General features: G+C 57.5%; 8 protein-coding genes and 1 pseudogene. 3 read left to right on the top strand and 6 right to left on the bottom strand.

The window, feature by feature from the left end:
• Positions 1 to 587: 587 nt before the first annotated feature.
• Complete coding sequence (locus tag I6F35_RS38690) at positions 588 to 1,115, bottom strand: hypothetical protein (protein WP_225122836.1); 528 nt, start codon at positions 1,113 to 1,115, stop codon at positions 588 to 590.
• A 1,598-nt stretch (positions 1,116 to 2,713) separates the two neighbouring features.
• On the opposite strand from I6F35_RS38690, the gene I6F35_RS38685 reads away from it, so the two are divergent.
• Positions 2,714 to 2,998, top strand: a complete 285-nt coding sequence (locus I6F35_RS38685) for a hypothetical protein (RefSeq protein ID WP_225122835.1) — start codon at positions 2,714 to 2,716, stop codon at positions 2,996 to 2,998.
• Between the two features lie 645 nt (positions 2,999 to 3,643).
• Here I6F35_RS38685 and I6F35_RS38680 read toward each other — a convergent pair.
• The 4 genes from I6F35_RS38680 to I6F35_RS38670 form a co-directional block, all read right to left on the bottom strand.
• Positions 3,644 to 4,402: a glucose 1-dehydrogenase gene (locus I6F35_RS38680; RefSeq protein ID WP_225122834.1), complete on the bottom strand. Its 759-nt coding sequence runs from the start codon at positions 4,400 to 4,402 to the stop codon at positions 3,644 to 3,646.
• Positions 4,403 to 4,425: 23 nt separating this feature from the next.
• The gene (locus tag I6F35_RS40710; protein ID WP_346283248.1) at positions 4,426 to 5,328 is read right to left on the bottom strand and encodes a hypothetical protein; all 903 of its coding nucleotides are present in this window, start codon (positions 5,326 to 5,328) and stop codon (positions 4,426 to 4,428) included.
• A 9-nt stretch (positions 5,329 to 5,337) separates the two neighbouring features.
• Positions 5,338 to 5,997: a TlpA disulfide reductase family protein gene (locus tag I6F35_RS40705; protein WP_346283249.1), complete on the bottom strand. Its 660-nt coding sequence runs from the start codon at positions 5,995 to 5,997 to the stop codon at positions 5,338 to 5,340.
• A 1,316-nt stretch (positions 5,998 to 7,313) separates the two neighbouring features.
• The gene (locus I6F35_RS38670) at positions 7,314 to 8,192 is read right to left on the bottom strand and encodes an IS110 family transposase (RefSeq protein WP_225122833.1); all 879 of its coding nucleotides are present in this window, start codon (positions 8,190 to 8,192) and stop codon (positions 7,314 to 7,316) included.
• Between the two features lie 155 nt (positions 8,193 to 8,347).
• On the opposite strand from I6F35_RS38670, the pseudogene I6F35_RS38665 reads away from it, so the two are divergent.
• Both I6F35_RS38665 and I6F35_RS38660 read left to right on the top strand, forming a co-directional pair.
• A pseudogene (locus tag I6F35_RS38665) lies at positions 8,348 to 9,139 on the top strand (transposase); the annotation flags it as partial.
• A gap of 720 nt (positions 9,140 to 9,859) precedes the next feature.
• Positions 9,860 to 11,422, top strand: coding sequence for a hypothetical protein (locus tag I6F35_RS38660; RefSeq protein ID WP_225122832.1), 1,563 nt, complete (start codon positions 9,860 to 9,862; stop codon positions 11,420 to 11,422).
• A gap of 324 nt (positions 11,423 to 11,746) precedes the next feature.
• On the opposite strand, the gene I6F35_RS38655 is transcribed toward I6F35_RS38660, so the two are convergent.
• A complete protein-coding gene (locus I6F35_RS38655) occupies positions 11,747 to 12,037 on the bottom strand; it encodes a glutathione S-transferase N-terminal domain-containing protein (protein ID WP_225122831.1) in 291 nt (96 codons plus the stop codon).
• Between the last annotated feature and the right edge of the window lie 945 nt (positions 12,038 to 12,982).

Below are 12,982 nucleotides of genomic sequence, written 5' to 3'. Positions count from 1 at the left end.
CCTCGAGCGGTCGAAACATGCGCCTGAGATTGCGCACCTTGGTCTCCTTCGGGAATCGGAAAACACCCGAAGAATCCAATTCGCACCGCTATGCAATACCCCTCTAAGGCCATATGCGATTCCCCTACCTAACCTGCCGAGTAAGCGGGCTCGGCGTTCCGAAATTTGCTTGGCTGTACCTCCGACACGGGCGGCGATTTCACGATCCGGTTTTCCCGGCGGCTAAGCGCCTTAGAAGCCGCTTCTCGCGTGAACTTAAGACAAGGTCACTCATGGGCAATCTGATCTAGCCGCAACTTCAGTTTCCCAGATTGCCGCTTTGCCGCAATCGTACATTGCGTCGCACCGGGTGTTGGCACAAACCGCACTTCCGCTGAGCGGTTATGCGTGGATAATGACAGTGCAGATTTCGCGCATAGGATGTATATTGTATGCGCTACATTTGTTTGGATGGAGTGTCATGGCGAGCAATGACCGTTTGTTTAGTGCGTTCGTTGTCACGGCAGGCGCTGTCCCGACGATCATGGTGATATTTGCGGTTCTCGGATTTTGAGCGGGAGCCCACGCCCTTCAGTTCACCTAACAAGTCAGGCTTTGCAGTCCGTTTGGGGACTGCCATGCCTCCGTCGGGCCAGTTCTTTGGCAGCAAGCGCCACTCCAGCCAGCGCGCAGATGTTTTCGATCAAGTCGCGGCAGAGTATGTCGATATACTCCAGATCCTCTGGGGCGCTTTCCCAAAAGTGCGATTGGGCTGACGCGAGCGCATTTGCCTTCAGTGCTAGATCCCCGAGATCGCGAGCGTGAATACGAGCAATCTCGGTTACGATCGGATCCAACCTTGAATAGATTTGGTCGCGCTTGGCCGAGAGTTCATTGATGCCCATTTGCTCCTCTAAACCCCCTATATACTCAAGGTACGCCAAACACTCGCTCTCTGAACGACAGCTCCGGTGGGCCGAACTGCAAGCTTTGCACGCAATTTTGCGTTTGAGGCGCTCGAATGCGTCCTCGACCATAGAATCAATAGCTGCCAGTTCCGCGTAGACGGCGGCGAACCTTTCGGCTAGCGGCGAAAGTGAGCGCAGCGTGTCGATCTTCGGGTCCGGTCCGGCCATTTTCACTCCTGCGGCTTGGGTCAGCCCCGGCGAAGCTAACGACGGGACCTGGCACTTGCTCCGCCTTGACATCGTTTTGCAGCATCGCACGAAGTTGGGAGAGCCGGTCTGGCGAGACATCGACGTATTCGAGCCGGGTGGATTCGCAGTCTTTCCCGAAGAACCCCTGGCCCACGTGCACGTTAAGACCCCCGCAAAGACGAAGAGTTCTCATCACTACCCTGCTAACCGCAGCCTTGGTCGGGGCGAATGGTAATTACAGTCCACGATAGTCGCCGTACGCAGAACAGTCATTGATCTGCGTCAACTCGGGAAAGCAGCGACCTACGCATCCCCACCGTGCTGATGGAACGATCCCCGATCAATATCCGTCCCGGCTTTTAAGTCGCCTGAAGCCAGATTGATTTTTGCGCAACCGCAAAGTAGCGCCGCGAGAGCATCCAACGTCACGATGCCGCAGGCCTCCCGCTTTACTTTCAGACATAAGGTGCGGCCTTATGTGGAGTTAATTTGGGACAATGTCCGCCGGATGCTGACCTCAATGCTTCTCGTTCCGGCCGCGACCACAAGAAAGCGATCCAATAGCTTGATGAAAAAACGCAACTTGCCTCCGATCGCTGCTGTTGGCCCGGCTGGGCTACACCCGCGGCAGCTCGTTTTCGAGCGGGCCCGGCTAATGGATCCTGACTTGCAACTTCGTTGCGCCGTCGAGGACATGGTGCGCAAGCAGCAACGTTCGTCGCGATCACTTCGAGGGCTCCAGCGATTACGGCTTTCGAGAAGGCCAGCCTAGGTCGTGATGGCGCACCGATAAATTGAGCCTGCGCGCCGGAGCGCGTGCGAGTAAAACTCACAGGACACCGCTTCCGCGAGCGCTGCAGTATGCGCCGATGAGCAACCACGCGCGCTCGGCTAGGGTTTATCGGCTCGTCGGATCGCTGCGGTCCAGTCAGTATGCGCGAGCCGCAGCGCGCGACCCTCGGTCTGAGGCTGCGACTAGGTCGAACACCACATGCTCTAGCCGCCAGTCCCCGTCGCGCTTGTCGAACCGGCTGCAACAGCGTCCGCCGATCGGAACTGCCGCACGCGCCTATCCTTGCCGCGCAAGCCAGGAAAGCACATCGCACAGCCGCCCGCGTCGGGCCGACCAGTTCTATCACTCGCTGACCGAACGCGTGGACATCGCGGGCGCCGCTATTGAGCACCTCTCGCACCCGGAGGAAGAAGCCCTCCAAAGGCTCGAATAGATGCCGTGCGGATCTATTGCGTTGGCCGATAGCAGCGGCGCAGCATGGCCTTGTCGCCCCGGCCGCGGCAGTAGCAGTTGCGGACCCTCCCGGTCCAAAGGGTCCCATCAGGGTTGCTTCACTCAATCACCATCTATAATCCGTCCTCGAAGCTAACTCCAGTTCGGAAAAATAGTGGTGAGAATGTACCCCTGTCGGAACGCATAGCAAAAAAGCGCCAGCGGTTTGATTCTGATCAAGGAAGTGATCGAACTTTTTAGATAGCTTAGCATGGTTCACTCAACCTCAATCGAGAGTTCACTTTATCTGCAATGAACCCGGAAACTGATTCCGATCGTTAGGAGTACCTCTATGGCAAAGGAAGACGCAGCTGGATCCAACGGTACGTTTACTCCCGAATTGCTACGATCATTTAATGAAATGCAAAGGAAGATGTCCGCGGTGGCTGCAAAGGAAGTATTGGGATTTGCAGCTTCCCGCCTCCAGGACCAAGCCGACTACCTGACGAGCCTTGCCGGCTGCACAAGCTCTTCCGAAGCGCTTAAGTGCCAATGGGACTTCGCGCAGCAGTCGTGGTCGAAATCGCTCATTGACGGATGGAAAATGTTCGACAGCTTCAATGCAAAGAGGCAGTGATGGACTGAGTTGCGAGAGGCAACTCGTTCCGGCGATGCGTGCTTACAAGCAATATCGTCCCTCTATCGACCTGGCGCATCGCAGTCGTGCTTTGTGTAACGGCGTCGGTATCGCTGCTAAATAGCGGAGGCGAACGACTCCGCTTGGAAATCGATGTTGAACGCTTGCTCTAACTGCTGTCGCTGAACCGCCGCCTAAATAACAGCAATTGCGCAGTGTGCCCCTCGCGTGTTGGCACCGCAAAGTGCGTCTGTTCGAAGGTGCTGCCACCCGGAAAGTCTGACCTATGCTGACCAGTTAGCACACGAGAACCCACGGCGCGCTTTGCTCTATGCCATGCACAAGCCTGGTCGAATTGTTCAACAAGCGCATAGGTCTCCCCAATGCTCTTTTCCTCAAGCGAAGTCCCAGGCAGAACCTGGTCTTTTCGCTCGCTTCACGCAATGCGGCGTCCGCAAAAACAGCTCCGTCGGCTCGAGCTGCAAGCAGTCTTCGCTCCTTGAGGGCGCCCGCCGCTGCTGCTCGCGCCAACTATGCGCCGCCAGAGATGTTACCGTTGACTATCCGAGTCGGAGGACCACCGACGTCGGAGATGGCAAAGCACAGCGTCTTGTTGTCCTAGCTCGGATTGTCAGTTGGTATTCATCAAAAGATGTTCTCGGCTGCTTGCCATCTATGCGGAACGCCGGTCGTCAAACCGCCATCGACGACGATCTCAGAACCGGTAAAGTAACTGGACTCGTCGCTGAGCAGGAATAAGACGACATGCGACACTTCCTGCGGCCAACCTGCCCGTCCCAGTGGAATCGGGAAAAGGGACGGATCGAAACGCTCGGTAATAGGCGTGGTGATGAAACCGGGATGAATCGAGTTGACGCGGACGCGAGAGGCGGCTGCCTCCAGCGCCGCAGACTTCGTTATTCCCCGCACGCCGAAGTTAGAAGCCACATAGGCATGAAGCCCGGCAGTGCCGCGCAGCCCCTCGACCGATGAAATGTTGACGATCGAACCGCCGCCCGCGCGCCGGATTGCGGGCAGAGCCGCCTGCATTCCGAGGAACGCACCGGTTAAATTGACGGCAATGGTTTTATTCCACTGATCCAGTGGGAACTGCTCGATCGGCGCCATGCTGGCGATCCCAGCATTGTTGACCAACCCGTGCAGCGCGCCGAAGCTGCTTTCGGCGACCGCGACCGTCCTGGCCCAGTCCGCCGGCTGGGTGACGTCCTGACGCACGTAGATGGCGGAGGTGCCTAGTTCAGTCGCGAGAGTCTCGCCTTCTGTATGAAGAATATCAGTGATCACGACCTTAGCGCCCTCGGCTACCAGCAGGCGCGCATGAGCTTCGCCCATCCCGCGAGCTCCGCCGGTCACCAGAATGACCTTCTCGTTCACGCGTCCCATGACATAGTGTCCTTCTCATTGGCTCAATGCTGTGCAGATGAGCTGGAGCCCATCTCTCTCATCTTTGCCGTGTGCATGTCGGCTTTCCCCGAAGCCTTCATCGTATCCAAGGGACGACATTCCTGCCCGACAGTCCGCCGTCCTTGATGAGGCAATGCAGGCTCGCAGCGAACAGGCGTTCGCCTGCCGGGTTGAGTCAAGCTTTGACGAGAGCACAGCAAAGCACATAAGGTTCTCCGGCGTGCAGCGGCTGGAGATTTAGCCCGCCGGGGAAATAGACGATCGCCCAGTGACCAATTCCGACTATCGCTTTGACGTTTTCGGAAATCCGTCTTGCGGAGTTGCACAAAGAGCGCCGTAGCCTGCCTTCTTGCCCTTGTAGTTGGCCAGCGCTTGGACCAACGAGATAACGTGCGTTTCGGTTCAGCCGGGATAGGCTTAGGACGTTCCAGCGACTTCAGCGCCACCTCGACCAACTCAATCGCGCGATCCTTATTGCCGCTCTCATAATAATACTGAGCGACCGGCTCATAGGACAGGAACTTGAAGCCGCCGCCCCGTTGCTGAGGATCCAGCGCAAGAATGTGTTCGGACAACTCCTTGCCTATTGCAAGGCGCTCGGCCGACGGGAAGTGAGAGTTGTCATTCGCCGGATCGAAGAGCTGCCGCAGCGCCCCGGCCATCCACAGCTCGGATTTTTTGTCGATCGCGTCGCGAACTAATTGCCTCATGGTCGGCAAGCCGGTCTGCAAGTCGCGCAGTTTGTGAAGCAAAAGGCCCACGTGGAGCACGCGGAAGTCAAGCTCGTCCGGCATCACAGCGACGGCGTCTTCGACCGCCGCAAGCGCCTTCGCCCAATCCCGCGCATTCATCGCTGGCGCAAGTTTGGCGAACATCAGCTTAGTCAGCGCTCGCTTGCGCGTCATTTCGCGCCGCTATGTATCGGCGGCTTTGGCTTCATCGCTGGCGCGCCAGCTGCCGCTCAGAATTTCCGGCAAAACGTCATCGAGTCGCGTCGGAAAACCAATAAAGATGTGGCCGTCACGGTCGACGACGAACGAGGTCGGAAGCCCGATAGAAAAGCTGGGATCCATCCAAAGCTTGTCCATTTCGCCTGTGTAGTCGAACCCAATCCGGTAGTTGAGATTCGGCAACTTTTCGGTCACCCATGCGTCCAACTTGCTTCGGGCCTCGTCCGCTGTTTGAGCGCGTTCACGAGCTGCTATTCCGACAACCTCAACTCCGTTATCTCTGTATATCTCTTGCAGCCGCACCAGATGGGACAGCGCCGCCACACACGGCGCGCACCAAGTTGCAAAAAATTCGACGATGTACACTTTCCCGGGCTGGAAGTTCGTGAGGGGCTGGCCACGCAGCCAGCTCTCCACCTTGATCGGAGGAGCTGGGGATTCTAAGCCCAGCACCATGTTGCTCTCCAAAGCTATTGCCAGAGGTTGCGCGACTTTTTGCGCTAGCTGATCTCTGATCGCGGCCGCGACCGATGGAGGTGGTGCCTTGGTGCCGACGGGCTGCCCAGCGAGCTCCGCGGCGAATGTCGGTGCCGCCGCGCTCAGCGCGATGACGCTCCAAGTCACAAGCAACAAGTTCTTCTCAGGAGTGGGCCACGTGGGCCCAGGGAAGGAGAGCATCGCTCGTCTCGCGTCTATATGCACTCAGCACTCATTCAGTATTGCTGCACCCTGGTAGCAACGTCCGTGCCAGCATCGTCTGCGCGCATTAAGCGCCTGATTGCGCATGAACTCGACGGCACTCCACGGCGACCAGTGTTTTGAACCCGACGGGCTTTGTGCCGCTGTCGGAATTTGAACAAGAATTGCGCGCTTCTCGCCGCGAGAAAGCTGATTTGATGTTGCGAGCCACCGAACGGAAACTTGCTAGTCCCTCTGCCTGGCCGGACAGGATTAGGGCGAGCGACGAGGTAGATCGGGAGTCGAAAACAGCCAAAGCCGTAGACTCGCGAGGCGTGTTCATGGTCGATGACAACGGAATTATTTGCGAAAGACTGCTGGCGGTGCGTGGATCGGCGCCTTAAGACTGCCAGCGCTCGCGATCGGCCAAGCGGTTCCTGCACCACAAACTGGTACTCCGATCAGTTTTGCTCTCTAGCCGCTGTACTGGGGATGCCTGACACCCTTATCCCGTCCTAAAATTGTCGCCTCCGTAACGAAACACATATCGCGGCTCGCTTCGATGCTAGCTAGGGTTATAAGGCCATCAGAGCGTAGCGCGACCATGAACGGTCAGCTACCAGAAGCCCTGCCTCGTATTGAACAGATTCCGGACGATGCTGTCCTCAAACGAAGTGCATTGGATTAAGTTACATATGCGCTGCGAGCCTCTGCTTCATGCTGCTAATCTGGTAGTGGCACCCGGCAGGCCGAGGAAGCTATGGTGCAGTGACGACAGCAGTGGAGATCAAGCGGACTAAAGCCGAAAGGCATCAGCAAAAGCTGATAGTGTCAAAGCTGAGGCAGGAGTGGGTTCCCGGTGACTCTTGACCCTGGCTGTTCTCTAATTCCGGGCCTGCGGTCAAGACTCTCCAAACACATCCTTGCCGGTTCCTGGTTCTCTCCGCGGTAGGGGCATGCCCTCCGCATAATGGCGTAGGATGACGCTGGCGGATCAATGTGTGAAGCGCGCTTGCTTTTGAGCATCGCAAAGCCAGGGGTGATCGCACCAACGCCAGCGTCCCAGCAGGGACATAGGCTGCCGCCGCAGGTCGGCGGGATCCGACCGTCTGGTCGGCAGTCTCCTTTGATGACCATTTGAAGTCGATACCTTCAACCCACATCCGGTGCAGAATGACAGCAACTTTTCGGGCAACGGCAACCTTGGCTTTGCGCAGTCCGCTTCGCTTCGCGAGCCGAATGCCCCAGGCTTTGAGCACCGATCATTTTGCTACACGGGTGAGCAGTACGTTGGCTGCTTCGTAGAGATAGCTACGCAACATCTTGTGGCCACACTTCGAGATTCGACCCGTCCAGTCGATCTCGCCGGAAGCGTACCGTCGGGTCGTTAATCCGACATAGGCTCCGACGCTTCTTGACCTTCTAAAGCGCCTAGGGTCATCGATCGTTGCAAGAAAGCAAAGCGCCGTGACAGGGCCGATGCCCGGCGCCGTCATGAACTGTCGCACTTGAGCATTGTTGCGTGCGAGCTTCATGACCTTACGGTCGAGCTCCACAATCTGCTGCTCGATGGCCACTCGGGCGGTGAGTAGCGGCGTTACCGCAACGGCGAGTTCCGGCCGCTCTTCGGTGAGCTCTTCAGCACGCAATGCGAATGTGTTCATCTTCGCCGGGCCAATAACAAGCCCAAGATTCTTCAAGAGCCCGCGGATTTGATTCTCGAGATCCCGCTTGATCTTGACGAGCAAAGCCCGGCTCGCCAGGAGAGTCTTGACCGCGTGACTGTCGAGGTCTTTGACGCACACCTCCTTATACCATCCACATTGCATGATGCGGGCGATGCCTACGGCATCGTTGCGGTCGCTCTTGTTGATCTGCATTTTCAAAACGGCCTTCGCGTGTCTGGCTTCGATGCAGATGACGGGCAGCCCCAACTTCTTCAACTCGTTCCACAGCCATGTCGACGTTGCCCCCGTTTCGAGTCCGATCCGCGCGACATGCGGCGCATTTGGTTTGACGAATGCTGCAATCGCTTCCGGGTCGGAATGAACCACTCCTTCACGTCGAATCTTTCCCGTTCGATCAACAATGCAGATCGCCGTTAGCTTCAGGGACACGTCCAGTCCGACATAATGCTCCATTGCAGCTCTCCTGTTTGCAGGGGCCCAAGAGGTGAGCCTCATCGATTCCTGGAGAGCTGATTCTCAGAGCCTCAGTATGGCTCTGGCCCGGAATTACCCCATGTGTGAAAATACTGAGCTGCTGTTGATTCTCCTGTGATTCTTTCGGGGAATCCATGAGGCGCTTCGTTGAAGTGGCGGATCGTGGGCAGCGGACGCTGTTGCCCGAATGCCTCGATGACTTCATTGACGAGAGCAACCCAGTTCGCGTGATCGACGTATTTGTAGATGCGCTCAGTTTGGCTGAGATGGGCTTTGAGGGTGTGGAGCCGGCGGCCACCGGTCGGCCGTCGTACCATCCCTCGGTGCTCCTGAAGCTTTACATTTACGGTTATCTGAACCGGGTGCAGTCGAGCCGGCGGCTGGAACGAGAGGCCGGGCACAATGTCGAGGTGATGTGGCTGCTGGGTCGGCTCGCTCCAGATCACAAGACGATTGCGAACTTCCGCAAGGACAACGGCCTGGCGCTGCGCAGGGTATGTGCGCGCTTCGTCGAACTCTGCCGAGAGATGGGTCTGCTGGGGACGGCGAGCGTCGCCATCGATGGCAGCAAGTTCAAGGCCGTGAACAACCGGGACAGGACTTCACGCGCGCGAAGATGGAGCGACGGCGTGCTCAGTTGGAGGAGAGCGTCGCGCGCTATCTGAGCCAACTTGACACGGCCGATCGCCAGAAGCCGACGGAGGCGCTGGTCACGAAGGTGACGAGACTTACGAGAAACTGACACAGCTGAAGGAGGAAATGGGCAAGCTTGCCGTCTACGAGAAGCAAATGCTTGCGTCGCCTGACCAGCAAATCTCGCTTATCGACCCTGACAGCCGTTCGATGGCGACGAGCGGCCGGGCTCTGGCGTTGTCGGCTACGACGTACAGGTCGCCGTGGACACCGAGCACCGTCTGATTGTGAGTCGCGACTCCTATATGATCGTCGCATAACCGAGTTCTGCTCACCACGCTGCATCGATTGTTCTCTGCCTAATGATCCGCCACGGGCGACACATGTGCCCGCACGTTCAGCTTCGCCACGAGTCGGACGCCCCGCGGACGGGGTCAATCCTCCTTTCTCGGATCAGCCCACCGTACCAGGAATTCGCACTTGTGCTTGGCGAATGGCGAATGTGATGACCCGATGGACCGCGCGTACACGCGGCGCGTCGGGTGTGACCGGATGAGACACAGGCTAATAACTTCGTAAGAATGACTCTTGCGGAAGAACCCTTCGCAGTTCGGGGTACCGCGGCGCAGCGTAGCCGCGGAGAATTCCGACGCCATGGCCGGCCCTGACGGCTTCAACCTGACCCACAATACTTTCGCATTGCCGGACTAAATACGACGTCGTCAATGTAGGTGACGAGCAAGTGCTCGGACAGATCGGCCGAGCTGAGGATCGCTGCGGTTCGCCTCAGATGCTCCTGGACGCCGTAGCCACTTAGCGGATAGTCGGTGAGCTTGTTACAGATCAGCTTACGTACGCTGCCCTCAAGTTGATCTGATGCTTGCCCCAATTCAGCGCCGACGCGCAGCAGTTCGGATTCCGCGCGCTCAGCGGCGCCGAGCAGCGCGGGCCGGCAGGGGTCAACGAGAAGCCCGTCATCGCTTGGCGCTACCCCAAGCTTCAGGAAAGAGCCATTGCAAAACCACCGGTTGAATTATGCTTGTGGTAGTATCTTTTACTGCACGCGACGATTTAGGATCAGTTCATATGAAAATGCGTGTTCTCTTCATATTCGCCTGCGTTGCCTGCTGCAAATTTGTGTTGTCGGCACCAGCGATGCGACGGACGGCCCTCAAAGGCCCCTTTTGTTCATTCCGGGGATCTTGGGATCCAAACTGGCGGATGGCGCGGGCAATACGGTTTGCGGCGACCGAAATTCGCTCTCAAACTATGCGAAGCTCGATATCCCGCCTGGAGCAGGAGGAAACGGACTCAAGGTCACGGGCCTAATCTCGAACATCAACGTCTTGGGCCCATTCTGGACCATCCATCAGTACGACGATCTGATCGGTCTACTGCACGATCTTGGCTTTGAAAACGGCAAGACGCTGTTCATTTTCCCGTACGATTGGCGCCTCAGCAATTTTGAGACAGCTACGCGGCTGGAGAGCTTCGTGCACGACACGCCGCTCTTACGCGACGGGAATTTCGATATCGTCGCGCACAGCATAGGCGGCGTGGTGACCAGGATCTGGATGAACCAACACGGCGGCGCCGCCAAGGCGCACAAGGTCATCTATCTCGGGACGCCATTCCTGGGAAGCATGAATTCGCTCGAAACAATCTCGAACGGATGGGGCACGTTCGCTAATCTCGTCGCCGGTGGCCTAGGCACCATCCGGCACGTTACGCTTTCCTTTCCTTCCATCTATGAATCGTTTCCGACATACGTAGACTGCTGCAGGGAAGGCACTAAAGCCAAATTCTCGCCGTACGACATTCTTGATCCCGACAATTGGAAGGGCACCTGGCTTCCCGCGGAGTATCGAGCCGGAGGCGCGCGTCGACAAGTGCTTGCTTCCGGGTTGGAGAACGCCGGCAAGCTCCGTTCGATAATGGCCACGCCGCCGACCGTGCAAGAGATTAAGGTAACCGGCGACGTCATCGACACCAAATTGTGGCTCTACACACCAGACCGCACGGCTGGTCCAGACAGTTGGTCATTCACCAGCAGCAGAGGCGACGGAACGGTTCCAATCTGGAGCGCTGCAGCAAACTTCAAAAATCTGGAGGGGACCGACCCGTCCTTCGTAGAACATTCGACGATCTTTGCAGACAAGTATGTCCGTAGCCGAATTGCGCGCGAGCTCGTGCCCGGCACGGCACCGCCCGTGGCGGCGCCCACCTTGGGAGAGATCGAAACTGCCGACGGTACACGCCATCTGTCGAGCGTATCGACCAGGATAGACCCTCCGGTTGCAATCCCCGACAGCAAAGCTAACCTCATCATCGATATGACGTTCGCTGAAAGCATCAGCTCCGGCACAGTGAATCCAACCACCGAATTAGTGGGCGATACGTCGACGACGCGCATCGACGTCTCGGAGGCGACCTCCCGGAGCGATAACCACTTGGAGTTCCGTGGGGCTCTCGTTGCTCCTCTTCGGGAAGACACTTTCGAAGTCAGAGTGTCGATTCCCGATCAAGGCACGACCTCGATCTATCTTACTGTTTCCGCGAAAGCCGCAACCAAGTGAGGACATTGTCTAGGCGAAGCTAAACGATTGGGGTCGCGGGATGAAAGGAACCTTGGGACGAGCGTTCTTTGTGTTGGGCGCAGCAGCATCTTGTTCTGCGTGCACGACGATCCCCTATCTCGAGCAGGACGGGGTCTCTATCGCGCAGATTGTCCGGCGTGTGAAGTGCGAACTCGCCTATTCCCTGCCAGAGCCTCAGCCGCCCTACCCCACCAGCGCCTACCAGTGGATGCGCGACTGGACCGCGAAAGTGGACCTCACCCTAATCGCCATGGCCCGACGCCGGATGCAATAAAAAAGAGCCAGCACAGCAGCTCCGGCCTATCAGTAGGTGAACCAACTAGACGCCCCGTCTTCTCTCCAAGATCCCGTCTTCTCTCCAAGATAAAGGAGGATCGCACCGGAATCGAAAACTCGCGCTTCTTTCCGGCCTGGTCCTTCCGTGTCAACAATGGCCGGCACCTTGCCATTCGGATTGATGGCGCGAAATTCAAGCGAGTGCTGTTCGCCCTTGCTGGTATCAACCGGCACCAATTGGTAGGCCAGGCCAACCTCTTCAAGCATCAGCGCGATCTTTGCCGGATTGGGCGTCGGGTGGAAATAAAAGCGAATCAAGGATTCTCTCCCTCTCGGCGACTGACAGAGGCCGGCGTCAGTAAGAGCACCCTCACCGAAGCGCAGCGCGACGACATCCCAGATACAGAGATCATGACGCAGCCTCGTGCGCGTCATGACGAACCAATCTAATAAAATCGCAACCGACTGACCGCCCCAAAAAATGCCCCGCGCGGCTTTAAACCGGGAGGGAATGGGTTCAGACGAGTCGTCATGTTTTCAGCTGCACTTAAACTCATCGGACTGCTGGCACCAGTCAGTCGGCCTCGGTGCTTGGACGTCAACTCTGGCGCATTGTAGATCATGTGACCTAAAACGACTCAAGCGCTTGGTTCTGGTAGGGGGCGCATTGCGTTTTTGGGACACTCTCAAGATCCTCGACCATTCGGACAAAGCACTCGCGGGGAATGCCTGCGGCCAAGATGAACCGACGAGCTAAGTTGCCGGGGCGGCGAAGCCGCCGACAAAATCCCATCACGAGGACTTTCACCCATGTGCCCAGGGACAGCGATACGGAGTTAGCGCGCTAGTCCGACCCAACCTAAATATGCTCACTTGATACCCGCGCACAATGGCGCCAACCGACTGCCTGGTGCTACCTACGAACCAGAGTGAAAGCAACGGAACCGCCCCCGAGGCGGCAGTTGCAGGGCAAGGTCGGCGGCGTAGCGACCGCCGGGCCTTTCTCCTGATTCCCCTGCGCCTTGCCACTCTAGTAATTGGTGTCCACTGCCACAGTTGACTGCAGAGAGTACGCCATGAAAAACATCGCCGATCTCCTAATGCGGTATTGGCAAAGTAGTCAGCCCGCCTCCAATAGAGCTATGGCGGAATCTGGGTGATGACGGTGTGAGGAAGGCGGCGTATCGAGGCGGGTGACGAGCCTGCCAGAACCTCTCGAGGAGAGCGATACGCCATGACCGAGACTACCAATGTTCTTGCTTT

Origin of the sequence: Bradyrhizobium sp. BRP22 (genome assembly GCF_020194175.1) — a bacterium.
Lineage (GTDB): Bacteria > Pseudomonadota > Alphaproteobacteria > Rhizobiales > Xanthobacteraceae > Bradyrhizobium.
Note: the sequence above shows the minus strand (reverse complement) of the source record. Positions and strands in the feature narration are given on the sequence as shown.